This is a genomic window from Corynebacterium sp. Marseille-Q4381, from assembly GCF_036881695.1.
In the GTDB taxonomy this organism is placed as follows: Bacteria; Actinomycetota; Actinomycetes; order Mycobacteriales; family Mycobacteriaceae; genus Corynebacterium.
Genome location: NZ_JBAJNR010000012.1, coordinates 1 through 24,425 on the forward strand (window position 1 = coordinate 1; position 24,425 = coordinate 24,425).

At 66.6% G+C, this 24,425-nt stretch carries 21 protein-coding genes and 1 pseudogene; 11 read left to right on the forward strand and 11 right to left on the reverse strand.

Annotated features, from left to right (window positions below; genetic code table 11):
- From V6D40_RS09760 to dnaA, 4 genes and pseudogenes are all read right to left on the reverse strand, one after another.
- Positions 1–180, reverse strand: a pseudogene (locus V6D40_RS09760) (hypothetical protein); the annotation flags it as partial.
- On the reverse strand, positions 161–1,345 hold the full coding sequence (recF, locus tag V6D40_RS09765; RefSeq protein ID WP_334290172.1) for a DNA replication/repair protein RecF: 1,185 nt from the start codon (positions 1,343–1,345) through the stop codon (positions 161–163). The pseudogene V6D40_RS09760 and the gene recF, both read right to left, overlap by 20 nt.
- 3 nt (positions 1,346–1,348) lie before the next feature.
- Positions 1,349–2,551, reverse strand: coding sequence for a DNA polymerase III subunit beta (gene dnaN / locus V6D40_RS09770; protein WP_334290173.1), 1,203 nt, complete (start codon positions 2,549–2,551; stop codon positions 1,349–1,351).
- A gap of 445 nt (positions 2,552–2,996) precedes the next feature.
- The gene (gene dnaA / locus V6D40_RS09775) at positions 2,997–4,604 is read right to left on the reverse strand and encodes a chromosomal replication initiator protein DnaA (RefSeq protein WP_334290174.1); all 1,608 of its coding nucleotides are present in this window, start codon (positions 4,602–4,604) and stop codon (positions 2,997–2,999) included.
- 685 nt (positions 4,605–5,289) lie between these two features.
- Between dnaA and rpmH the strand changes: the two genes are divergently transcribed.
- The 8 genes from rpmH (at position 5,290) to V6D40_RS09815 (ending at position 11,221) form a co-directional block, all read left to right on the forward strand.
- Positions 5,290–5,433 carry a 50S ribosomal protein L34 gene (gene rpmH / locus V6D40_RS09780; protein WP_334290213.1) on the forward strand — a complete coding sequence of 48 codons (144 nt, stop codon included), beginning with the start codon at positions 5,290–5,292 and terminating at the stop codon, positions 5,431–5,433.
- Between the two features lie 11 nt (positions 5,434–5,444).
- Positions 5,445–5,807: a ribonuclease P protein component gene (gene rnpA, locus V6D40_RS09785; RefSeq protein ID WP_334290175.1), complete on the forward strand. Its 363-nt coding sequence runs from the start codon at positions 5,445–5,447 to the stop codon at positions 5,805–5,807.
- The gene (yidD, locus tag V6D40_RS09790) at positions 5,807–6,097 is read left to right on the forward strand and encodes a membrane protein insertion efficiency factor YidD (RefSeq protein ID WP_334290176.1); all 291 of its coding nucleotides are present in this window, start codon (positions 5,807–5,809) and stop codon (positions 6,095–6,097) included. The genes rnpA and yidD overlap by 1 nt, the downstream gene beginning before the upstream one ends.
- Before the next feature lie 9 nt (positions 6,098–6,106).
- Entirely contained in the window at positions 6,107–7,081 is a 975-nt protein-coding gene (yidC, locus tag V6D40_RS09795; RefSeq protein ID WP_334290177.1) for a membrane protein insertase YidC, read from the forward strand.
- Between the two features lie 83 nt (positions 7,082–7,164).
- The gene (gene rsmG, locus V6D40_RS09800) at positions 7,165–7,779 is read left to right on the forward strand and encodes a 16S rRNA (guanine(527)-N(7))-methyltransferase RsmG (RefSeq protein WP_334290178.1); all 615 of its coding nucleotides are present in this window, start codon (positions 7,165–7,167) and stop codon (positions 7,777–7,779) included.
- Positions 7,780–7,782: 3 nt separating this feature from the next.
- On the forward strand, positions 7,783–8,670 hold the full coding sequence (locus tag V6D40_RS09805; protein ID WP_334290179.1) for a ParA family protein: 888 nt from the start codon (positions 7,783–7,785) through the stop codon (positions 8,668–8,670).
- Between the two features lie 3 nt (positions 8,671–8,673).
- On the forward strand, positions 8,674–9,807 hold the full coding sequence (locus V6D40_RS09810; RefSeq protein WP_334290180.1) for a ParB/RepB/Spo0J family partition protein: 1,134 nt from the start codon (positions 8,674–8,676) through the stop codon (positions 9,805–9,807).
- A 100-nt stretch (positions 9,808–9,907) separates the two neighbouring features.
- Complete coding sequence (locus V6D40_RS09815; RefSeq protein ID WP_334290181.1) at positions 9,908–11,221, forward strand: RNA-binding domain-containing protein; 1,314 nt, start codon at positions 9,908–9,910, stop codon at positions 11,219–11,221.
- 8 nt (positions 11,222–11,229) lie between these two features.
- Here the strand turns inward: V6D40_RS09815 and V6D40_RS09820 are convergent, their stop codons facing one another.
- From V6D40_RS09820 to V6D40_RS09850, 7 genes are all read right to left on the reverse strand, one after another.
- Positions 11,230–12,411, reverse strand: a complete 1,182-nt coding sequence (locus V6D40_RS09820) for an N-acetylmuramoyl-L-alanine amidase (protein WP_334290182.1) — start codon at positions 12,409–12,411, stop codon at positions 11,230–11,232.
- Positions 12,412–12,445: 34 nt separating this feature from the next.
- Entirely contained in the window at positions 12,446–12,769 is a 324-nt protein-coding gene (trxA, locus tag V6D40_RS09825; protein WP_334290183.1) for a thioredoxin, read from the reverse strand.
- A gap of 84 nt (positions 12,770–12,853) precedes the next feature.
- On the reverse strand, positions 12,854–13,864 hold the full coding sequence (gene trxB / locus V6D40_RS09830) for a thioredoxin-disulfide reductase (protein WP_334290184.1): 1,011 nt from the start codon (positions 13,862–13,864) through the stop codon (positions 12,854–12,856).
- Between the two features lie 5 nt (positions 13,865–13,869).
- Positions 13,870–14,415, reverse strand: a complete 546-nt coding sequence (locus V6D40_RS09835; protein WP_334290185.1) for a sigma-70 family RNA polymerase sigma factor — start codon at positions 14,413–14,415, stop codon at positions 13,870–13,872.
- Positions 14,416–14,537: 122 nt separating this feature from the next.
- The gene (gene murJ, locus V6D40_RS09840; protein ID WP_334290186.1) at positions 14,538–18,167 is read right to left on the reverse strand and encodes a murein biosynthesis integral membrane protein MurJ; all 3,630 of its coding nucleotides are present in this window, start codon (positions 18,165–18,167) and stop codon (positions 14,538–14,540) included.
- Between the two features lie 3 nt (positions 18,168–18,170).
- Complete coding sequence (locus V6D40_RS09845; RefSeq protein WP_334290187.1) at positions 18,171–20,753, reverse strand: hypothetical protein; 2,583 nt, start codon at positions 20,751–20,753, stop codon at positions 18,171–18,173.
- On the reverse strand, positions 20,750–21,553 hold the full coding sequence (locus V6D40_RS09850) for an NUDIX hydrolase (protein ID WP_334290188.1): 804 nt from the start codon (positions 21,551–21,553) through the stop codon (positions 20,750–20,752). The genes V6D40_RS09845 and V6D40_RS09850 overlap by 4 nt, the downstream gene beginning before the upstream one ends.
- 103 nt (positions 21,554–21,656) lie before the next feature.
- On the opposite strand from V6D40_RS09850, the gene V6D40_RS09855 reads away from it, so the two are divergent.
- The 3 genes from V6D40_RS09855 to V6D40_RS09865 are packed head-to-tail and all read left to right on the forward strand — an operon-like array spanning position 21,657 to position 24,423.
- On the forward strand, positions 21,657–23,096 hold the full coding sequence (locus V6D40_RS09855; protein ID WP_334290214.1) for a CCA tRNA nucleotidyltransferase: 1,440 nt from the start codon (positions 21,657–21,659) through the stop codon (positions 23,094–23,096).
- Positions 23,089–23,697, forward strand: a complete 609-nt coding sequence (locus V6D40_RS09860) for a YqgE/AlgH family protein (protein ID WP_334290189.1) — start codon at positions 23,089–23,091, stop codon at positions 23,695–23,697. The genes V6D40_RS09855 and V6D40_RS09860 overlap by 8 nt, the downstream gene beginning before the upstream one ends.
- A 12-nt stretch (positions 23,698–23,709) precedes the next feature.
- Complete coding sequence (locus V6D40_RS09865; protein WP_334290190.1) at positions 23,710–24,423, forward strand: AzlC family ABC transporter permease; 714 nt, start codon at positions 23,710–23,712, stop codon at positions 24,421–24,423.
- The last annotated feature ends 2 nt before the right edge of the window (positions 24,424–24,425 follow it).

The following is a 24,425-nucleotide window of genomic DNA, read 5'->3' on the forward strand; positions in this document are numbered from 1 at the left end:
GGGTGTGGGGTTTGTGGGGGCGTCGATAAGCGAAAGCCCTGGAACCTGGGCCGCAGGACGCGCAGCGATGGAGCGGCGCGGGACCACCGGCCGGCCCTGGCGCGCGAGGTTGGGCAGCGTGCCGTTGCGGCGTGCGGCGTCGCGCCAACGCACGAAGGTGTCATGGATCAGATCGCTCAATCGTGCTCACCCCCTCCTCCATCGTCACAGCGTAGCGGGCGGTCACGGCGTCGTCGAGGTTCGAAGGCAGGTCGTCGCCGACCGCTGCGGTGATGAGCACCTGCTCCGCCGACTCGGCGACGGCGACGAGGCGCTCGCGGCGTTTCGCGTCGAGCTCCGCGAAAACGTCGTCCAGGATCAGCACCGGGTCCGTCCCCTCGCTGGCAAGCAGCTGGTACTCGGCGAGGTGGAGCGCGAGCGCATACGACCAGGTCTCGCCGTGGGACGCGTAGCCCTTGGCGGGGTTGTCGCCGAGCATCAGGACGAGGTCGTCGCGGTGCGGGCCGGTCACGGTGGTGCCGCGGTCGATTTCCTCGCGGCGGCGGCGGCCCAGCTCGGCGAGCATGGCGGCTTCGAACAACGCGGAGTCGCGGGGTGCGTCGGTTGTTGAGTCAGTGCCGATGTCACCGATCGTGGTCTTGTAGTGCACAGACGCCGGGCGGGATTCGGGCGCGACGGAGGCGTACGCGGAGGTGATGAGTGGGGCCAGGGCGTCGACAAGCTGCAACCGCCCCGCGATCAGCTGCGCACCGTGCGCCGCGAGCTGGGCATCCCACACGTCGAGCGTGGCAAGGGCCGCCGCGCCCGATTCATCCTGGTAGCCGCGGCGAAGCGCCATGTTCGACGACCTGAGCAGGGCGTTGCGCTGCCGCAGCACGCGTTCGTAATCCATGCGCACGCCGTTCAAGCGCGGGGTGCGAAGCGACATCAAATCGTCCAAGAAACGGCGGCGCTCAGCCGGCTCGCCGACGACAAGCCTCAAGTCCTCCGGCGAAAACATCACGCAGCGCAGCACGCCGAGCAACTCGCGGGGCGACTTCAAACGCGTGCGGTTTATCTGCGCCTGGTTCGCGCCGGAGGCCTTCAGCAGCAGGTGCGTGGTCAGCGCACGGCCCTCGTTGACCGTGGTGGCGGAGACGCGGGCGTTATCTGCGCCGCTCAAAATCAGCGGGCCGTCGCTGCTCACTCTGTGACTGCGCAGGTGGGCGGTGTAATACACCGCCTCCACGATGTTGGTTTTACCGTGCCCGTTGCGGCCGGCGAACACTGTCGCACCGGGCGCGAGCTCCAAGCGCAGCTCCGGCCAAGAGCGGAAATCGCGCAGGTCGAGCTCGGAGACGTACACCGTTTAACCCGGCAGACGCACCGGCATCAACAGGTACGTGAAGTGGGTCTCCGGCGTTGGGAACGTGCCGTCCGCGTCCGCCTCCGGCAAATCCTCGGGCTCCGGGATCATGATCGCGGGACGCGACGCTTCGGTGAAGCCGAACATGACGCGGTCGGTGCCAATCACGGACAGACCGTCGCGCAGGTAGCCCGCGTTGAACGCGATGAGCAGGTCTTCCGCGCCGGTGAACGCAGCCGGGATGGTCTCCGACGCCTCGCCGGAATCCGCGCCGGACGCGTAGAGCGACAGCTCGCCATCGCGGAAGTGCAGGCGGATCTGCGCGTTTCGGTCGGCGACCAGCGAGACGCGGCGGATCGATTCCAACAGCGGCGCGATCTCCACCGTCGCGATCGAGCTGTGCGCTTTCGGCAACAGCGGCGCGACGTTCGGGAAATCCGCGTCCAGCATGCGCGTGGTGGTCTCCCGGTTGCCGGTGTGCAGACCGAACAGACCCTCCGCGCCGACGTTGCCCGGACCGCCGACGGCGATCTTTACTGGCTCGTCGATGTGCGTGTCCAGGGTGCGCGCGTTATCCAGCAGCGTCTTCGCTGGGATCAGCAGCTTCGCCTCCACGTCCGGCTGCGCCGGCTCCCACTCGAGGGAGCGCAGCGCCAAACGGAAGCGGTCAGTCGCGGTAAGTTTCACGTGGCTGCCGTTGATCTCCATGTGGATACCGGTAAGCATGGGCAGCGTGTCGTCACGGCCCGCGGCGGCGGCAACCTGGGTTACGGCAGCGCTCAGCGCCGCCGGCGCAATCTGGCCGGTGACCTCCGGCAGCGTGGGCAGCTGCGGGTAGTCATCGAGGCTCATCAGCGGCAGCTCGAACCGCGCGGATCCCCCGCGAAGCTCCAGCTTGCCGTCTTTCGTTGTCACCTCGACCGGCTTCGGCGGCATGGTGGCCACGATGTCGGAGAGCAACTTGCCGGCGACAGCAACGCGACCCGGCTCATCCACCTCTGCGGCGATGCGCACGCGCGTGGACACTTCGTAGTCGAAGCCGGCGAATTCCAACCCGTTGTCGTCAGCGGTGATGACAACGGCGCGCAGCACGGGCTGGGTGTTTTTGGTCGGGAGGTTGCGGGCGACCCACGCGGCCGCCACCGACAGGTCGTCCTTGTGAACCCGGAATGCCACCGTGTTCGTGCCCGCGGAGCTTCCTTCCATGGCGCGCCGGCCCCCTTCGTCGTCGTTGCAAAAACGTGTAATTACCGGTTTTCAATCTAGCCAAGCGCCGGAGGAATTTCATAAGCGGGACGTTGCTTGTCGACGGGGCGCTCACATCCCCTGTTTCTCTCTGAAGAATTACAAGTTAAAGAGTTGGTAACTGCAGTAAGTCCTGTGGAGGCTGTGGATGCGCCCACTTTTTTCGAGGTGGCGGCGGCGTGTCGCGGTGTGGTTTGCCCTGTGGATAACTTGTGGATAACTCCGTGTGGTTGTGGATAAACTTTTCCCTCTTTGAAAATCCCACAAGGAACCCGATTTCTTCCACCGATCATCCACAACGTGGGGCGTTGTTGTCCACTGGGGGTATTTGGGGGAATTTACGGAAGTTACACCGGTGTAATTACACAGCTGTGGACAACACTGTGGATAGTGTTGCCGGCGCCGGCTAGCGGGTGCGGGCGCGGTTCTTGATTACCTGCGTGAGCTCTTGAATCTCGTCGTAGGTGTCGCGGTTTTCTGAGATCTCCTTGCGGATCTTGCGGTCCGCGTACATGACGGTGGTGTGGTCCTTGCCGCCGAACTCGTCGCCGATCTTCGGCAGCGAGAGATCCGTCAGTTCTCGGCACAGGTACATCGCGATTTGGCGTGCGTGGGCGACCTGCCTCGTCTTTCCGGCGCCGGTGAGTTGGTCGACGCCGACCTGGAAGTACTCGGCCGCGGCGTCCTTGATCGCGCTCGCGGTGATTGTCACGTCGTTTTCGTCCGGGAGGATGTCGCGCAGCGCGACCTGCGCAACTTCCATCGTGATCGGTTCGTTGATCAGCGACGAATACGCGGAAACGCGGATCAGCGCACCCTCGAGCTCACGGATCGAGGACTCGAACTGCGAAGCAATCAGTTCCAGCACGTCGTGGCTGACGTGCGTGCCGTCGGCGGCCGCCTTCTTCATCAAGATGGCGATGCGCGTTTCCAAATCCGGCGGCTGAATATCGGTGATCAACCCGCCCTCGAAGCGGGTGCGCAGCCGGTCTTCCAGCGTGGTCAGCTGCCTGGGCGGGCGGTCGGAAGACAGGATGATCTGCTTGTTCTGCTGGTGCAGCGCGTTGAAGGTGTGGAAGAACTCCTCCTGGGTTCCTTCTTTGCCCTCGAGGAACTGAATGTCATCCACCATCAAAATGTCCAAGTTGCGGTAGCGCCGCTTGAACGATTCCTGGCGGTCGTCTCGCACGGAGTTGATGTAGTCGTTTGTGAACTCTTCAGAAGAGACGTACTTAATGCGCAGGCCCGGCTGCAGCACGCGGGCGTAATTGCCCGCCGCGTGCAGGAGGTGGGTCTTGCCAAGACCGGAGCCGCCCCAAATAAACAGCGGGTTGTAGGCGCGGGCCGGGTTTTCCGCGACCGCCACCGCCGCGCCGTTAGCGAAGCGGTTGGACGAGCCGATGACGAAGTTTTCGAAGGTGTACTTCGGGTTCAGGCTCGCCTCGCGGTCTGGGTCGTGCGCCGGTTTCTCGCGGGGGATGCGCTGCGGCGGCTGCACCGTGGGGTGCGCGGTGGAATTTCGCTGCTCCGCCTCGGTGACCTGCAGCGCGTGCATCTGCGCAAGCTCGTCGAGACCCATGGGAATTTGCTCGCCGGCGCCGACGAAGTGCGCGTAGTTGTCGTTGACCTGGTTCGCGGTTTGCGACGACGCCCAGTTTGCTTCCGCCCCGCCCACCGAGCCAGCCGAGCTTTCCCGGGCCGCCGGGGCCGGAGCCGGCGCGGCAGGAGCTTGAGGCGCCGCAATGGAGACAGCGAGTGTGCACGGCGTGCCGGTGCGGGATTGCAAAAGGGCGGTGATGTGGGGGGCAAGGGAGTCCTCCACCACCGTTTTCGCGGCGGCGTGCGGTGCGGACAAAATCGCGTAACCGTTCACCAGCACTTCCGGACGCACCAACTGCAGGTAAGCGCGTTGCTGGTGCGTCAGCGTGGGGACGGAAGAGTTCGGACGCTCAGATAGCTGCAGCAATTCCGACACAACTTCGCGCCACAGCGCCTCGAGCTGTTGGTCCGCCACACGCGCTCCTTTCAACCTCGGACAATTTCTTCACCGTCAATCCCCTGTGATTTCCACACGGGGAGGCTGGGACGTAACCGCCCTCACCTCATGTTCCACAATGTTGTCCACACCTGTGGATAACTCGGTGGCGCCTTGTTATCCACAGGGGGTGGATGACTTGTGGATAACTTCTGTTGAATATCCCCACCCCTTCTACCTGCAGTTACGCGGCATTTCGGGGCAAAGTCTCAACCTTTAGTTCACATTATTCCACAGGCTGTCCCCACCCCAGGGTGTGACATTGTGTTAATGAAATCATTGTTACCGCGTTCAACGGCGCGATGTCTAACACTTCGCTGTGCGTACCCCTGTGGATAACTTTCCGCCCGCCGTCGCCGCCCCGGCGCCGGATGCCGCGCCACAGCGACTTCGCAGGATTTGCCGGCGTGTCGGTGCCGCCGCCGAAAAGGACACTCGTGTAATTCCGGGGGTGCTTCTGAGCTGGGCGGGGAGGCGTGAAAGCCGATTTGGAACCGCGGGCGAAAGTGACGTAATCTGACAGCGTCTGTCACATCAGTGTCGTCTGGTGTGCTTGAGAGCACCGCCTGGAGATCGGGCGATGCGTGCGCATCCGCAATCTCAAAGTAAAACTTCGCCGTAACGGCCGGCCTCCGGGCCAGCCGTTCGTACAAACGTTAGGAGCATTTCCGTGTCTAAGCGGACTTTCCAGCCGAACAACCGCCGCCGTTCCCGTAAGCACGGCTTCCGCGCCCGCATGCGCACCCGTTCCGGCCGCGCAATCGTGTCCGCGCGCCGCAAGAAGGGCCGCGCCAAGCTGAGCGCGTAAGCCTCACGCACGTGTTACCCCGCCCGCACAAACTTTCCGCCTCCTCGGATTTCAAGGAGACGATTCGAAAGGGTGCGCGAGCGGGGTCTTCTGCGTTAGTGGTCCATGTGCGCGAGCGCGACGACCTCATCACCCGAGGAGGTCCGCGCTTCGGGCTGGTGGTGTCCAAGCAGGTGGGCAACGCCGTGACCAGGCACGCGGTGTCGCGCAAACTGCGCGCCGTCGTGATGGATAGCGCTGTCGGCGAGCTCGACGCGCAGTGGGACGTGGTCATCCGCGCCCTGCCGCCTGCCGCCGAGGCGTCCAGCGCTGAGCTGGCGGCGGAGTTTGCTTCATCGCTGCAGCGCGCCGTCCGCAAAGCGAACAAGCGCTGATGCAGTACTACAACTTCATGGGCGATGAAATTCCCCAGCCGACATCGCCGGCGGCGAAGGCCGCGGTGGGGATGGTCCGTGGTTACCAAAAATACCTTTCTCCCCTTAAGATGGGGGGCACCTGTCGTTTTATGCCGGTATGCAGCGCATATGCGCTGGAAGCCGTGTCGCGGCACGGTGCTGTGCGCGGGGGCGCGATGGCCGTTGCTCGGGTGTGCAAGTGCGGTCCTTGGCATCCCGGCGGATTCGACCCCGTGCCAGGCAGTGTGGCGAACGTTGATGAGGAGTAAAACCGAACCGTGCTGAATTTCATTTATTGGCCGATCTCGTGGGTGCTGAAGTTCTGGCACGAAGTGGTCGGCTTTGTCTTGCCGGAGGATTCCGGTGTGTCGTGGCTGCTGGCAATTGTGCTGCTCACGTTCACCGTCCGTATCTTCCTGGTCCGCCCGATGGTCAAGCAGATGCGCACGACGCGCAAGATGCAGGAAATGCAGCCGCAGATGCAGGCCATCCGCGAGAAGTACAAGAACGACCAGGCCAAGATGGCCGAAGAGACCCAGAAGCTGTACAAGGAGATGGGCACCAACCCGCTCGCCTCCTGCATCGTGCCGTTGGTGCAGATGCCGATCTTTTTGGGCCTGTTCCACGTGCTGCGCTCCTTCAACCGCACCGCCGGGCCGAACCAGCCGGGCTTGAGCGTTGAAGAAAACCGCGAGATTGCCAACTACGCCTTCCCGCCCTCGGATGTGCAGTCCTTCCTGGACGCCGACTTTTTCGGCGTGCCGCTATCGGCTTACATGTCGATGCCGGAGGAGGCGTTCGCCGCCTTCACCGGTGTGGAGCTGACCCGCGCCCACATCATCGCGGTGTGCCTGCCGATGGTCCTGGTCTGTGCGCTGTTCACCCACCTCAACGCGCGCATGTCGGTCAACCGCCAGGCGGAGCGCCGCGCGTCCGGCAAGGTTGCCGCCCCGCAAGGCGAGGCCGCCGCGATGATGGAAGCGCAGATGGGCATGATGAACAAGATGATGCTGTGGTTCTTCCCCATCATGATCATCGCTTCGGGTGTGATCTGGCACGTCGGCCTTTTGACCTACATGCTGGCGAACAACATTTGGACCTTCTTCCAGACGCGGATCGTCTTCGACAAGATGGACAAGGAAGAGGCGGTCGAGGAGGAGCAGAAGCGCGAAGCCAAGCGCGCATCCGCACCGCAGGTCGGCGCCCGTACCGTGGACAAGCGCACCAAGAAGCAGCGCAAGAAGGGGCAGTAGCTTATCGACGCCCCGTGCAACCGCAACCCCCGCAACCGCGGGGGTTGCTCGCATGTTGGGGCCGTTTACTAGAGTTGGGTGCTATGTCGGATTCGGGAGAAATTGCGGGCGAGGTGTTTGGGGATCGCCTCGATTTGGCCAAGGCGTACCACGACTCACTGGCCACCACCGCCGCCGAACGCGGCTTCATCGGCCCTAAGGAAGTCGACCGTTTGTGGGAGCGGCACATCCTCAACTGCGCGGTTATCGGGGAGGCGTTCGGCGAGGGCATCAGCGTTGCGGACATCGGCTCAGGCGCGGGCCTGCCGGGCATTCCGCTCGCGATCGCGCGCCCGGATTTGTCCGTCACGCTGATTGAGCCGCTACTGAAGCGCTCGGTGTACCTCCGCGAGGTGACCCAGGAGCTGGGCCTGGATAACGTGACCGTGATCCGCGGCCGCGCGGAGGAGCAGCAGCGCGGTAACTTCGACGCGGTGACCTCGCGCGCGGTGGCGCCGCTGGGCAAGCTTGCGGGGTGGTCGTTGCCGCTGGTGAAGCACGGGGGCGTGATGGTGGCGATGAAGGGGGCGTCGGTAAGCGACGAGCTCCAGCGCGATGAGAAGGAGATCGCGGCTGCCGGCGGCGAGGACGCTGAAATTTTCACGGTCGGCGCGGTGCTTCCGCAGCCGACGACGCTGATCCGGATTGTGAGGAGGTAGCCCGTGACTCGCGTGATCACCGTTGCCAACCAGAAGGGTGGCGTGGGCAAGACGACCACGAGCGTCAACATGGCCGCGGCCCTGGCGAAGCAGGGCAAGAAGGTCCTCGTGATCGACCTCGACCCGCAGGGTAACGCGTCGACGGCGCTCGGCGCCGAGCACACCTCGGGCACGACGTCGAGCTACGAGATCCTCATCGGCGAGGCTGGTCCCACCGAGGCGATGCAGCCCAACCCGGAGAACGACAACCTGTTTTGCATCCCGGCGACGATTGACTTGGCCGGAGCTGAGATCGAGTTGGTGAGCATGGTGCGTCGCGAGTATCGGCTGCACGACGCGATCCGGCGCGGTTTCTTGAATGAGAACGGCTTCGACTACGTGTTCATTGACTGCCCGCCGTCGCTCGGACTGCTCACCATCAACGCCATGACCGCGGTGGACGAGGTGATGATCCCGATCCAGTGCGAGTACTACGCACTCGAGGGCGTGGGGCAGCTGCTGGGCAACATCACGATGATCAGGGAGCACCTCAACGAAAACCTGCACATCTCCGCTGTGCTGCTGACCATGTACGACGGGCGCACGAAGCTCGCCTCCGATGTGGCGGACGAGGTGCGCGGCCAGTTCGGCGAGGTGGTGCTCCGCAACGTTATCCCGCGCTCCGTGAAGGTTTCCGAGGCGCCGGGTTACGGGCTGACCGTGGTGGACTACGACGCGTCTTCGCGCGGTGCGCTCGCCTACCTCGACGCCGCCAAGGAACTCCACCGCCGCGGAGACTACGCGCCGCACCCGGCCACTGGACCGATCGGCGTCAGCCCCGAGGTGTACGCCCAGCTGGATGAGGCGGGCGCGGATATGACCGATTACAGCGACGAGACAAGCGAGGAGTAAACCATGGCACAGGAACGCAAGGGTGGACTCGGCCGGGGCCTTGCGGCGCTGATCCCGTCGACGCCGCTGCAGATGGACACCTCCGGCAAGACCGGCGGGATTGGAGGCGGCGCTTCCGACATCATCTTTGGCAAGCCCGACGGCGGGCTCGGTCAGAAGAACCCGCCCGCGAAGAAGCCGAAGCCGTCCAAGGGCGGCGATGCCCCGAAGGGCGCGAAGCAGACGAAGGGGGCCCCGCAACTTAGCGGCGCGCCCCGCCCGGTCGCCGGCGCGCCCACGGTTACCGCCAGCACGGACGCGGTAATGCAGCCGGTGCCGGTCGGCGGCGCGCGTTACCAAGAGATCCCGCTCGGTTCGATCATCCCGAACCCGAAGCAGCCCCGTCAGGTCTTCGACGAGGACGAACTCGCTGAGCTGGTCCACTCCATCCGGGAGTTCGGGCTGCTACAGCCGATTGTGGTCCGCGACACCCCCGACGGGTTTGAGCTCATCATGGGCGAGCGCCGCTGGCGCGCCGCGTCCAAGGCTGGCCTCAAGCACATCCCGGCGATCGTGCGCGAGACCTCCGATGAGGACATGCTCCGCGACGCGTTGTTGGAGAACATCCACCGCGTCCAGTTGAACCCCCTCGAGGAGGCGGCCGCGTACCAGCAGCTGCTGGAGGAGTTCGGGGTCACCCAGGAGCAGCTGGCTGACAAGCTCGGCCGCTCGCGCCCGGCCATCACCAACGCTATCCGTCTGTTGAACCTGCCGGTGGCGGTGCAGCGCCGCGTGGCTGCCGGTGTGCTCTCGGCGGGCCACGCCAGGGCACTGCTGGGCATCAAGCTCGGCGACGACGAGAAAAATGCGGAGGCACAGGGTCAGCTCGCCGACCGGATCGTGGCCGAGGGTATGTCCGTCCGTGCCACCGAAGAAGCCGTCACGTTACTAAATAAGAACGGCACTGTCCCCGACAAGCCGAAGCGCGAGCCAATCCCCCAGCCGGAGTACTTGACCGCCGCGGCAGAGCGTCTCGCGGACGAGTGGGACACCAAGGTGTCTGTCACCATGGGCAAGCGCAAAGGCAAGATCGTCGTCGAGTTCGGCGACCGGGACGACTTTGAGCGCATCATGGATCTCATCGGCTCAGGCAAGTAGGGTGCACCCCCTGCGGTATCGCACCGCAGGGGTTATCTATCGCCGAAATACGATTACATCGATGTAATTAATTGATGGAAATTGATGTAATATCGCCACTATGCTTGAAGCAGACATTCGGCAGCTCATAGCGCAAGGCGAATCACTTTCCGTCGCTTTCGCTCGTCGCGCTTCCGCGGCATACATCAACGAGCGCCGAGTGATTGAAACGATGGCCTGCATGGCCAACGCCGGTGGCGGCACGCTGCTGATCGGGGTAGACCGCGATGGGACGGTCAGCGGGTGCCACCCGTTCCACGGCGACGTGACCGACCCGGCGCTGCTCTCCTCGGCGGTGTTCCGCCACACGACCCCGGGGCTGCCCGTCGAAGTGCGCGAGGTGCGGGTTGGCGGTCTGCCCGTTGTAGCGGTCACAGTCGCGGCGCAGCCGTCCCCGGTTGCCACTTCGTGGGGTGTGTACCGCACGCGCCGCGTCAACGCCCAGGGCACCCCGGAGTGCGTGGGCATGGATCCGGCGACGGTGGTCACCCGGTACCGAGACGCGAACGGGATGGACTGGGCGCAAACTCCCGCCCTCGGAGCGGCAATCGCGGACGTGAGCCCCCGCGCCGTGGATGCGTACCGCGGCCTGCTCACTGATACTCGACTGGCCCAGCTTGATAACGAGGGGTTGATCCGCGCCCTCGGTTTCCTCGACGACTCGGATGACCCAGTCGCGCTAGGTGCCATCGCCCTGTTCGGCACACCCGACGCAGTGCGGCGCTACCTGCCGTACCACGTGCTCACGGTGGCTGACCGCAGGAAGACGGAAGGCCGCCTCTCCCCCGCCACAATCCGCAGCTCCGCGCCGCTTGCGCCAATGCTGGCGGACCTCAAGCGCAACGCAGATACCTTCGGGCCCGCGTTCCCGCTGGTCATCAACGCGCTGACACACCGCGACTACTTCCTGCCCGGCCCGGTGTACGTGGCGTTGGACGACAAGGGGGCTAAAGTCTCCAGCCCAGGCGGTGCCCCGCGCGGCGTGGACCTCGCCGAGGCGGCCTCCGGCAACGCGAGCTACGCCCCGCGCTCGCTGTATCTTTCTACGGCGCTGGCGCGCACATCGGTCTCCGAAGGCGCAGGCACTGGGCTCGCTGGAATGGCGGGGACAGGTGTGTCCTTCGATGGCAGCCACGACCAGGGCGTCACCGCCAGCGTCAGCTGGGCCTCGGCCGAGGCCAGCGAGCTCGGGGGTAACGAGGCAAAGGTGCTGCTGGCGGTGCGGGAAGTAGACGGCGACGGCGCGTCGAGCAGCGACATCGCCCGGGCCGCGGGTCTGAGCTCGCAGCAGGCGTACCGCGCGCTGCGCAAGCTGGTTAACCGGGGTCTAATCCGGCGCACCGGAGAGACCAGGACGACCCGCTACCTGCCTTAACCCGACAGTTAGGCGTGCTCGGCGCGCAGCAGGTCGGAGAAGGTGTAGGTGCCTGTGGGCTGGTCGTCCATCTCCATAAGGTAAAGACGCTTCACGGCCACGACGATTGCCTCCGCAATCGCGTCGCGCTGTTTGGGGTTAGTCAGCACGGCAACGTCGCCCGGGTTGGAAAGGTAGCCTGGCACCACTTCCACCGTGGGCATCTGCGTCATGCGCAGCATGTCCCAGGTGCGGCCGTGGTTGCGGCAGTTGCGCAGATCAGTGCGGGCGGCGATCTCGCGCTGGATGAAATCGGACAAGGTCTCCCCCGTCATGGACGAGCTGCCGTGCTCCGATCCAAAGTAGAACGCGGCGGACCCGTTCGCCTTCTCGTTTGGGTACCGGTCGAGTTTCAGCGAAATGACCACGTCGGCGCCGAAGCCGTTGGCCAAGTCGGCGCGCGCCTTGGTCGACGGGTTGTCACCGCGGGTGCGCGAGAGGATGGTCTCCATGCCCGCAGCCACCATGCGGCCCTCGATGCGCTGGGCCAAATCCCACAGGATCGCTTCCTCTGCGATCTCGCCGTACAGGCCCTGGACCGTCGTGCCCTGGTCGGCGCCGCCGAGTGCGGGGTCGATCACAACGCGCTTGCCCGAGAGGTGCGGGCCCGCTTGGCGCACGTGCTCGCGCTCGCGGATGGCGTGAGCGGAGCCACCGGTGATGCGCCGGCCCAGGAGGCTCAGCGCGCGCAGGGTGTCAGGGCCGCACACACCGTCGTCGTCGAGACCGGTGTCGAGCTGGAAGTTCGCCACGGCTTCGTGCGTGAGCTGGCCGAACCGGCCGTCGACGCGGTGTTGGTAGAACCCGAGCTCGTGCAGCTGGTTCTGTAGCTGGCCCACGTCGTCGCCCACGAGGATCTGGTTCGGCTGGTAGCTCAGCACCCGCGCTCCGAGGGTGTACGAGGCTTCACGCAGCTCGCGCAGGGTGACATCGTCGATTGTTCCGCTCGGAACGATGCCGCGCGACTGTTGGAATGCGCGAAGCGTTTCGGCCAACGCTTCGTCGAAAAGCATCTCCTGCTTCGAGAACTGCCGGGTGTTCCAGTCACCCAACTCACCCTCGTAGCCCTTAATCAAGCCGATGCGGGCGAGTGCGGAGCGCACTTCAGCCACGCGCGCGCTTGAATCGCCCACACGCAGTGTGCCGGGCATGCGCTCCACCTTCCTTACATCTTAAAACAGTTGGCTAAACCTGGGCCTGGACTCGTTTGACGATCTCGCTCTTCGGGCGAAGACCCACGAATTCGTCGACCTTCTTGCCGTCCTTGAACAGCAGCACCGTCGGGATCGACATGACCTGAAACATGGCGCCGAGCGTGCGCTCGTTGTCCACGTTGACCTTGGCCACTTTCACCTGGTTGCCCATCTCAGCCGCGATCTCGTCGAGGACGGGTCCGAGCTTCTTGCACGGGCCGCACCACTCCGCCCAAAAGTCCACCAGCACCGGCGTGCCGGCTTCGATGACTTCGGACTTAAACGTTGCCTGCGTGACATCGATCGGAGAGTTCATAGTGGCCTATCTTAGTTCCGCCAGCAGGCTGAGCGCATCTACCCCACCGCGAGGAGCGGTGTGATGTGTGCGCCGGTGCCCGTTCTACAGCGCCGCGAGGTAGTGCTGGGCGTCGAGCGCGGCCCGGCAGCCCGAACCCGCGGCGGTGATCGCCTGACGGTAGGTCTTGTCCACTAGATCGCCGGCGGCAAACACGCCCGGGACGCTGGTGAGCGTGGACGGGTCTGCCACCTCGACGTAGCCGCCCTCGTCCACAGCGACCTGGCCCTCCAAGAACCCCGAGCGCGGGTCGTGGCCGATGGCGACGAACATGGCGGTGGCGTCGAGCACGCTTCGCTCGCCCGTCTCCACGTTCAGCACGTTCAGGCCCCCGACCTTGCCGCCCTCATCCTCGACCGACTCCACCACCGTGTTGGTGAGGAACTCGATCTTGTCGTTCTCGCGGGCGCGCTCCAGCATGATCTTGGACGCGCGGAAGTTCTCGGAGCGGTGGATCAAGGTCACCTTCGAGCCGAACTTGGTGAGGAAGGTCGCCTCCTCCATCGCCGAGTCGCCGCCGCCGACGACCGCGATGTGGTGGTCCTTGAAGAAGAAGCCGTCGCAGGTCGCGCAGGTGGATACGCCGCGGCCGGTGAGTTCAGCCTCGCCGGGCACGCCCAAGTGGCGGGGTGCCGCGCCGGTGGCCAGGATGATTGCCTTCGCCTTGTACTCCGTGTCGTCGACGTAGACCTTCTTCACGTCTCCGGAGAAATCTACGCGGTCAACCAGCTCCGGACGTAGGTCAGCGCCGAACTTCTCAGCCTGGTCGCGCATGTTGGACATGAGGTCGGGGCCCATGACGCCGTCCTCGAAGCCGGGGAAGTTCTCCACCTCAGTGGTGTTCATCAGCTCGCCGCCGTACTCGAAACCCTCGAAGACAAGCGGCGAAAGTTCAGCGCGGGCGGCATAGATTGCCGCGGTGTACCCGGCCGGGCCGGAACCCACGATGATCAAGTCGTGCACGTGGTCGTCGGACGTCGCGGTCTGGGCGGCGCCTTGCGCGGCGGCCTCGTTGTTGCCCAGGCTGCCGAGGTTGATGAATCCGGGGTTGGTCATACGCATCAGTGTAGCGCCAGAGCCACCGCCTCCCTGGCGCGGTGGCGGCGCGACTTCACCGTGCCCGGGCGCACGCCGAGCTCTTCGGCGGCGTGCTCGACGCTCATCCCGTAGACGTCCACAAGCACGAGGGCCCGCTGCTGCGCGGCCGGTAGCTGAGCGACCGCTTGGCGCAGCGCGAGGAACTGCTCGAGTGTCGCCGTCGGATCGTGCGCGAGTAGGCGGTTGGAGTCCTGGTCAATCATGGTGTGGTCGTCGTAGCTCACGGTTCGCTCGCGCTTGCTGGCCTTGCGCTGGTGGTCGAGCGCGGCGTTTGTCACGGTGCGGTGCAGCCACGTGCTCAGCTGCGCCTCCCCGCGGTACGTGTGGAGACTGCGGCTCGCGCGCAGCAGCGCCTCCTGCACGATGTCTTGCGCGTCCTGCTCGTTGCGCGCGTAGTTGCGTGCCACGTAGTACATGCGCTGGCGGTGGCGCTTCACAATTACCTTGAACGCGCGCGTGTCCCCCGCGGCGTAGTCTGCCGCCAGCTGGCGGTCCGTCCGGTGCGGCATGGCTTCCGTTTCCCCCTGGTTATCTGGTGTGCCCCTGGTGTACCCGTAGAAAGCATGCACGCCCGCCCCCTGCTTTCACAGGGTGCGGGCGCACATCTCAGTGGACAGGCGTGCCGGCGGAGTTACGGCACTTCGCGGAAGCCGATCAAGGACACCTCGCGGATCGTCGCGGTGCCGGGGCCTTCCGCGGTGCCGGCCTCACCGCCGGCGTCACCGTGGGCGTCGCCCCCGGCGTCGCCCACGGCGACGCGCGGCGGCAGCCCCAGAATCACCGCATCGAGCCGCAGGTTCGCCAACGTCACCGAGGTGACGTCGATGTTGTTCTGCCCGGCGTGGAACGTGCCGGCGGCGAACAACGGCAGCTCCTCCCAGTTCGGGCCGTCGGCCTCCACTTCTCCCAGCCTGCCGGCCGGCACGCCGTAAATCTCGTACGGCCCGCCTTCGGTCGTGGCGTGGATCAGCAGGTGTTCAAGGGTGAACGGGGTGGTCACACCGGTCGGGCGCAGCAGCACCGCGGCGTTGCGCTCGGTGGTCCACGAGGTCGCCTTGTCACCGTCGACGATCGCCTGGGCATCTGTGCCGCTTTCGGCGCTCTCAAGCAGCTGCGCCTTCAGCGGCTCGATGACCACCGGCAGTTTCGTCGTGGGCGCGGCCTCGGTCGTCTGCCCGCTCTGGATGGATTCGGAGCTGACGGGCGCATCGCTGTCGCCGGAGAACACGCCGATGAGGTAGGTGGTCAGCGCGGCGATGAGAATCACCGTCATCACGGCTGCGGCGGTCAGCAGCGCCACCGTCAGCGGGCGGTAGCGCGCCGCGCCGAAGCCGCCGCGTAGCGCGTCCGGGTCCTTGTCCGGGGCGTCGCGCTGCACGGTGCGCACCAGCTGGCCGTCGCGGGACTCCCCCTCCGCGTTCTTCTCCGCAGCCTGAGCCCGCGCGGCAACCGCCGCCTCAGCGTCCGTCACCGTGCCCGGCAGGTTCGCGGCGCGGCGCAGAGCGACCTGAATGTCGCGGAAGTCCTGCGCCTCAATCGCCTCGGCGTCGACCAACGCGCGGGTGTTGCGGGTGAGCTCGTCCAGCGCCCCGGAGTTCACGTTCGCGGTCAGCAGTTCCAGACCGGAGGCGAAGGACGTGGCGTCCTTTGCCGCGGACGAGCCCGGAAGCACCGCCGGGAAGGCGAGGCGGATCTTGCCTTCGGTGTCGATGCGCAGGCGCTGCCGGTTGTCCAAGCCCAGCGGGATGTCCGCAGTGTGGGCCGCCGCAATCGCGCCCGCAAGCGGTGCGAGTGCGTTGGCCACGGCTTCGGTGTGCAGGGTTTGGCCGCTGTCGGTCACGGCCTTCAGCGAGCTGCCGTCGATCCAGTCGGCCACGATCAACGCGCCGGTGCGGTACGACAGGATCTCGATGTTGTCCGCGATTGCGGGGTGGCGCAGCTGCGCCAGGCGGCGCGTACGGCGCGCCACGCCGGCGGCGCTGATCGCCGCTTCGCGCGGGCTCGCCGGCGCCATCGGGGCGGCACCGGTGGTGTCGACGAACGTCAGCGCTACAGGGCGGCCAGTGGCCACCTCGCGGGCCTGCCAGAAGCGAGCGCCCGTGGTCGCGCCGTGGTCGCGGATCAGGCGGAAACGGCCGTCGGACACCAGCGCGCCCGGCACGAGGCGGGGCCCGCGCACCACGCCGGCGGACATCGGCGGTGGCACCGGCGTGGCGTTGAAGGTGTCGGAGGCGAGGAACTGGGTGGACACGTCGCGCGGGTCGACCTCGCCAGTGTCGATGGCGCGCTCCTCGTCTGGGCGGATAAAGCGGCCCAAGCCCGGGATGCGGGTCAGCGCGCGGCCCAGGTTCTGCACCTCGGGCAGGCCCGAACGAGCCAGCACCACGCCGGTGGCGACGACGAAGAAGACGCCGAGCAGCGCCACCTCAAGCAGCATGCCTACCGACGGCATGCCCAACCAGTCCCCCAGCATCCCGGGCAAGTCGATGCCGATCACGTCGCGCGCCATCCACCGGGTGAAGTACATGACGGCGATGCCGGCGAGGGAGGACGCCGCGGCCCAAGCCGAGGTCTTCAGCACGGAGCCAGCTTGGAGCGTGCCCAACTTGCGCCGCAGCAGTAGCGCGCCGATGACGGCGCCGGCGATGAAGCCGAAGCCGTTGGCGGCACCCAGCAGCACCACGACGTGCTCGGCGCGGTTCGCCACGAGCGGCGCCAGCGCGCTGAGCAGCACCTTGGTGGCGGTGATGCCGGCGATGATGAAGGTCGGCGTCCACGCCTCTTCGCGGGCGTAGAACACGCGCAGGTGCAGCATCACCAGCGCGTAAGGAATCAAAGTGAACGCGGCGAAGCTGATGGTCAGGCCGAGCGTGCGCGAAGCCTCCGGCGGGAAGTCGCCGTAGGCGAACAGGGCGTGGCCGATGTCGGGGCCCAGCGCCGTCATGAACACGATGATGGGGATCAACGCGATGAACGTCAGCTTGGTGCCCAGCGTGAGGTCGCGCACCACCGCTTCGTCGTCGCCGTCCGCGGCGTTGCGGCTTAGCCGCGGCATGATCGCGGTCAGCAGGGTCACGCCGATGATGCCGTACGGCACCTGCAGCAGCATCCAGTGCTGCTGGTAGATAAATGGCGCACTCTCGTGCGCGTTGGACGCGATGCGGGTGGTCACGATGTAGCCGGCCTGGCTGATCGCCACGTAGGTGATGATCGCCATGGCCATCCCGCCGAACTGTCTCAGCCGGTCGTCCAGGCCCCACAGGGGTTTCAAGTTGATGCCCAGCTTGCGCAGCGCGGGCAGCATGATCAGGCATTGGACCACCACACCCAACGTGGTGCCGAGGCCCAGCAGGAGCACATGGGGGTTGCTTATCGACGCCGGCGCCGCCGCATTCAACCGCCCCGGCAGAGCCATGTACGCGATCAGCACCGCGATGGACACTATGTTGTTCGCAACAGGGGCCCACGCGCCAGGCCGGAAGTGTTCCTTGGTGTTCAAAATCGCCATGAAGAGCGAGAACATGCCGTAGAAGAAGATCTGCGGCAGCACGAGGTAGGCGAAGCTGGTGGCTTGCACCACGTTGACCTTGCCGGCGTCGTTAAGAAACAGCCGGGTCAAAAGCGGCGCGGCGGCCACGGCGAGCACCGTCACCGCGATCATCAGCGTGAGCGTGAGCGTGAACAGCTGGCGCACGAACCGCTCGCCGCGGTCAGGGTCCTCTTTCTCCGCGCGCACGAGCACCGGCACCACGAGTGCCGTGAGCACCGAGCCGAGCACGATCTCGGTGATGATGTTCGGCAGCGTGTTCGCTGTGTTGAACGCAGACGCCACCGCCGGGCCCAGCGCGGCGCCGATCAGCACTGTGCGGATGAAGCCCGTGATGCGCGAGATCAGCGTCGCAACCGCCATCGAGCCGGTCGCGCGCACGACCGATTCGTTGGGCGTGCCGCCGTCGGCCGCGGCGCCCTCGCCGTCGCGGCCATTGGCGGTGGCGACCGCCGAGCGCGCCACCTCTACGGCACCCTCGTCGCCCATCGCGGTGACCGCTGCGGTCTCAGCCGGCACTGGCGGGGCGATGGTCTCGCCCTTGGGGCTGGTGGTCAGCAGCGAGCGGTCCGGCTCCCCCGGCTTCGTGGCCGCCTGGGTCGGCTTCGGCGTGCGCGGCGCGGGCACTGGTGCGGGCGGCGCCGGTGTGACGATGCGGCGTCGTAAACCAGCGCTTGGCTGGGACTCGCCCTTCCGGGACTCGTCCTGTGTCACGTCCTAGTCTCCATTCTTGGTCGGTGCAGGTGCTCTTGCGTGCGCGGTGCTCGCGCCGTCCTTGCCGTTTGGCGGCGGGCGGACGTCGCGGCGTCTGCGCCTGCTGATGCTGAACAGCAGCATCAGCGCCACGAGCGCCGAGGCGAGCGCGGCCAACAACCCACTGTGCAGCGCGTGCGACGCTGTGCGCACGGCGATGTCGACGGGCCGCGAGATTGCCGGCCCCTGGTTGCCCGCCAGGTAAAGCTGGAGGTGGGTGTCGCGCGCGTCCTGCGGCAGGTCGGCGGTCATCTGAACCGTGACCGACCCGCGGGCCGGGATGCGCAGCTCGTCCGGCACGTTGAGGCGCACGCCCTCCGGCGCCACGTAGCGGATGGAGGTGTCGACCGGCAGCGGCATGCCGTTTTGCGCCACGATCAGAAGCGGGCTCGACGGCGATGTTCTGGTGTACACGTTGCCCGGCGGGATCAGGGTGACGGCGGAGCGCAACTCGCCAAGCGTCGCGCGCGAACGGCTCAGCCACGCTGCGGTGTGCTCCACTGCGTCCTCGTAACCCTCGCGCGAGCGCCGCGCGGGCGGGGAGAACGCCGCCAGGATGTCGCGCCGCAGCGGGAGGGTGAAGCCGTAGCGGGTCAGCGCGATCGAGGGGTCTGGCGCGAGGATGGTCGACAGGTCGGTGATGAAGCTGGCCTGCTGGGTGGCGGAGAGGACTTCGGCGTCGGAGTATGCGGCGGGGTCAGAAAACGCCGGTTGCACCTGCGTTGCGTTGGCTACCGCGGCACCCGCGGGCACGGTGAGGTAGTCGGCGAATGCGACTGGGCTTGCGGCGCCGGCGGAAATCAGCTCGGCGAGCGCCCCGAGCAGCGCCGCGCCGTCGTCGGCGGACCAGGAGGCCGGCGGGTTCACCAGCACTGGTTCGCGCGGTGGCTGTCCCTCCCAGGTCCACGCGGACTGCGCGGCAACCTGCACACCCGAGGCGGCGTTGACCCGCCGCGCCAACTCGGAATCGTCCGTGTAGTCGTAGCGCAGCCAGTCGGTCGAGTATCCCGGAGTCTGCGGGTTCGGCCCCACCGCCGCCCACGTCGAGGCGAGCGAGTCCTGGTAGCTGACGGACAGGATGCCGGGCGCCGCCCACGCGAAGCGGTCGGCCGGAAGGGGCGCGGGTTGCCCGGGGTCGGTGGCGGTTGTTGCCACCGGGACAGAAGGGTCCGCAACGACTGAAGACGACGGCACGAGCACGCGCACGGGTGCGGCCGGCTGCGGGGCGGCGGCCAAGGCGGGGGCCGCCATGTCGCGGCGCTCAAGCGCGCTGCCGGAGCTGGGTTGCCCTTGCGCTTCCGGCGCGGCCGCGTTTGCTGCGGTCACGGCCCGTTCCCACGCGCCGCTTAAGCCTTCGGTCGGGATTGTGGACCTCGTGTGGTCTGCCCAGCCGAGCGCGGCGACCGCGTCGTCGGTGACGTAACCGGCAGACGGGATCACCACGTTGAGCTCGCCCGGTGAGCCGAGGACGCGGCCGAGGGTAAACGGCCCGCGCTCGATGGCTTCCCGCACCAGCCAGGGGTCGCCGGTGCGCACCAGCGCGTTGATGTCGGTGTTCGCCCACGGGAGTGCGACGGTGCAGCCGGTGGCGGAGATGTCGCGCAGCTTCGCCAGCCAGGCCGCGGCGTCTTCTGCCCCAGTGCCGGCCTCCCCTGCTTCGGCGCCGCCGCTGCCCCACGAGTCGCGCAGGCGCTTCGGCTCCTCCACCACGGCCGGGCGCTCGTCGGCGACGAGGTAGCCCCGGCTCATGCGGTCGACGGTGTCGATCAGCGCCGGGTCGATTGCTGCGCAGATCGCGGTGCCCACGCGGGGATCCGCACTGGCCGCGATGTAGTTGTCTACCAACTCGTCCAGCCTGCCGCCGGGTGCAAGCTCGCCAGCGAGCTCCTCCGAGGCGAGGATGAGCGGCGGATCCTCTGGCGCGTCCCCTGTCTCGCCGGGGAGAATGTCCACCTCCGCGGAGATCGGGTACAGCGCGGTCATCCCCGCGGGCCGGGCACCCTCCGGCATCGGGCCGGCGCCGCTGAGGTGGAAGCGTTCGGTGTCCAGGGTGGCGCCGTACTCGTCGACAAGCTGCAGCATCACCGGGTACGTGCCGCGGTGCGCCGGCATCTCGATGTCGAGCTCGACCTCCCGCTCGGCGCCGGCCTTCAGCGCGGGACCCAGCTCGATGCGCTGGCCGACCGGGGTGTACTCGCCGATTTGGGCGACGGTGGCTGCGCGCTGATCCCACGGGGAGCCAGTCATGGGGCCCCGCCTGAGCACGACCGCGAGCTCCTCCATCGTCTCGTCCGAGGAGTTCGAAACACGAAGTTTCACGTGAAACATCGTGTTTGGGGTGGAGGGGTTCGGGGTGGCGTCGACAAGCCTGAGCTCCGCCTTGTCCCCCTCTCCCGGGCGAATCGCCGGGTTGACCCACTCGTCGGCAACCTGCGGGTTCTCCGGATCGACGGGGACCGGCGCGGCGGCTGCGGGCAGGCCGGCGCTGGTGGCGGCGGTGACGCTTGCGCCGCAAATTAGCGCGACCAGCCGCGCGGCGCGTTTCATCGCGGGGTGGCCCTTCCGGCGCGGCGTTCCTTTCTTGCCAGTTCGGGCATGCGGTCGACGGCGATGCGCGCAAGTTTGCGTTCGTCGGCGTAGGCGAGGCGCTCAATCAGTTCGCTCATGGGCACCCAGGCAACTTCGGTGACTTCCGGGTCCTCGTCGTTGAGCTCGCCGTCGACGTAGCGGAGCAGGTTGTGGTGCACCGTCTTGTGAATGCGGACGCCGTCGGAGACGAACCAGTAATCAATGGTGCCGAGCTCGTCGAACGCCTCGCCGTAGATGCCAGTCTCCTCCCACACTTCGCGCTCGGCCGTCTTCCACTGGTGCTCGCCGTCCTCGACGTGGCCCTTCGGCATCGACCACAACAGGCGCCCGCGGCGGTCGAGGCGGCCAATCAGCGCGGCGTAGATCTGCGACATGTCCACGTCCCCGCCGGCGTTGACCGCCTCCGCCATCCCGGAAACCACCAGTCCTCCGGCCGAGGTCTCGTCGCGGGTCGCGATCGAGGAGTCGTAGCGGTCGGCGTACTGCGGACGGCGGCGCTGCTGCGGCTTGGCTCCCGGCCGGTTCGACTGGTTCTTGCCGCCGCGGCGGCGCCGGCGCTGGTTGCTTGACTGGGGCTTGCTACCCTGCTTCGCCGGCGGCTTGGAGGGTTGCTGCTTCTCGCCCTGCGGCTTGCCGCCCTGCGCGGGCCGGCCCTTGCCCCGGCTGCGGCGGCGCCGACGCTTCTGCGGCCCCTGGGAGGTGTCCCGGGGTGCAGCGTCGCCCGAGGAGGGCTGCGAGGTGCGGTTTTGGTCAGTCATTCACCTCATCGTATCGGGTCTCGAGAGAAGCGCGGGTATCGTGTCACGGGTGAGTGTTTATGAGCTGCCGGAACCGGATGATCCGAACGCGGTGGCGGTGGTCATGGGGAGACTGCAGCGGGGCGTCGACAAGCAAAAAGCCCTGCTAGAACCGTTGGCTGCCGCCTTCGCCGAGCGCGGGGAGTCCTTATATCTTGTGGGCGGCCCGGTGCGCGACGCGATGCTGGGCAAAGTCGGCCACGACCTGGACTTCACTACCTCGGCGCGGCCTGAGGTGATCCGCGAGATTCTCGACGCGTGGGGCGAGAAAACCTGGGACACCGGCATCGATTTCGGCACGGTGAGCGCGGTGAAGCACGGCAACCAGGTGGAAATCACGACGTTCCGCGCCGACCTCTACGACGGTGTGTCGCGCAACCCCGAGGTCACCTTCGGCGACACGATCGAGGGTGACCTGGTGCGCCGCGATTTCGCGTGCAACGCGATGGCGCTGGAGCTTTTGCTTGTCGACGGCCACCTCAACCCCACCTTCCACGACCCCTGCGGCGGCCTCGAGGACGTCCTTGCGCGCCGGCTGGACACGCCGCAGGCGCCGGAGCTGAGCTTCTGGGACGATCCCCTGCGGATGCTCCGCGCCGCCCGCTTCGTTTCCCAGCTGGGGTTTTCCGTGGCGGACCGCGTCTTCGACGCGATGCGCGACATGGCGGATGAGATCAACCGCATCACGAAGGAGCGCGTGCAGGCCGAGCTGGACAAGCTGATGGCCGGCGCGCAGCCGTGGGAGGGCATTGAGCTGCTCGTGGAGACGGGTCTGGCCGATCACATCCTGCCGGAGATCCCCGCGCTGAAGCTTGAGCGCGACGAGCACATGCAGCACAAAGACGTCTACCGCCACTCGCTGACCGTGCTGCGGCAGGCGACGGAGCTCGAAGACTCGGAGGAGGGTCCCGACCTGAAGCTGCGGTGGGCCGCGCTTCTGCACGACATTGGCAAGCCTGACACCCGCGCGGTGAAGGAGGGCGGCGGCGTGAGCTTCCACCACCACGAGGTGGTGGGCGCGAAAATGGCGCGCAAGCGTCTGAAGGCGCTGAAGTACCCGAAGCACGTCATCGAGGACGTGGGGCAGCTGGTGTTTCTCCACATGCGCTTCCACGGTTTCAGCGAGGGCCAGTGGACCGACTCGGCCGTGCGCCGCTACGTCACGGACGCGGGCGAGCTTCTCCCCCGCCTGCACAAGCTGGTGCGCGCTGACTCCACCACGCGCAACCCGAGGAAGGCCGCGCGGCTGCAGCGCACCTACGACCACCTCGAGGACCGCATCGCTGAGCTGGCGGAAAAGGAAGACTTGGCTCGCGTCCGCCCGGACCTGGACGGCAACGAGATCATGCAGATCCTGGACCTTAAGCCTGGCCCCGAGGTGGGCAAGGCGTGGAAGTACATGAAAGAGCTGCGCCTTGAGCGCGGCGAGCTGGACCACGACGAGGCCGTTGCGGAACTGAAAGCCTGGTGGGCTGCGCAGCAGGACGGAAACGCCGATGCCTGAGTTTTTCTACGCCGACCGGTTGTTCAACGCGCTGGAGCGCGAGGAGCCGGCGCCGGGCATGCTGCTGGTCTCCTCGCCCGGGATGCTCTCCCCCGAGTTCGCCCGCACCGTGGTGCTCATCTTGGAACGCGACATCGACGGCACCGTCGGCGTCGTGCTGAACCGGCGCAGCGAGCTGGCGATCCACACTGTTATCCCCGAGTGGCACGACCTCGTGTCCTCACCGCGCGCCCTGTACATTGGCGGGCCCGTGATGCCGCAGGCCGCGGTGGCGGTCGGGGTGACAAAGAACGGTGTGGACATCGACCACCAGCCCCACTACACCAGGCTTGCCAACAAGCTGGTGCACATCGATCTAGGCGTCTCGCCAGAGGTGATCGCGGACGACATTGAGGGCTTGCGCATCTTCGCCGGCTATTCCGGCTGGGACACCGGCCAACTGGAGGAGGAGATTGCGCGCGGCGACTGGTACGTCACCCCGGCGCTGCCGTCGGACGTGATCGCGGCCGGCGCGGCAGATCTGTGGGGCGGCGTGATGCGCCGCCAGCCCATGCCGCTCCCCCTCTTTGCCACGTTTCCTGCAAACCAAGAGGAGCTCTAGGCGGGGCTAGGGATGGCTGTTTCACGTGAAACATCGCGCGAGTTACGGCGCGGGCTGAAGGACATCTGGCTCGTCGGCCTCGGGCTGATCCCGCTGGGGTTGGCCTTCGGGGTGCTGATGACGCAGTCCGGGTTCGCTTGGTGGTGGACCCCGATCTTTTCCGTGGTGATCTACGCGGGCTCGATGGAGTTCGTGGCGCTCAACATGGTGCTGGCGGGCGCTGGCCCTGCTGCCGCTGCGGTGACCGGCTTCATGGTGAACTTCCGGCACATTTTCTACGGGCTGACCTACCCCCTGGAAAAGGTCCGTTCTCCGCTTGGCCGCGCCTATGGCGCCTACGCGCTCACAGACGAAAGCTACGCCGTCGTCTCCGCCTTGCCGAAGACCGAGCGCCTGACTGGCGTGCGCATCCTGACGATCCAGGTCGTCGTTCAGCTGTTCTGGGTGCTGTCCGGCATCGTCGGCGCGCTTGCTGGAGCGGTGATCCCTCCGGACGTGAAGGGCCTCGAGTTCGCTCTCACCGCCCTGTTCATCGTCCTGGCGTACGAAGCGTTTCAGTCCACGCGCGATGTCTCCCTAGTGGTGACTGCACTGCTGGTGGGTGTGATCGCGTTCCTCGGCTTCCCCGCCCAGATGCTCATCGTCGCGCTCGTGACCTACTTTGTGCTGCTGCTGGTCCGGTTCTGGTCGCCGCTTGTCGACAGCGCTGTGCTGTGGAAGGTGTAAGC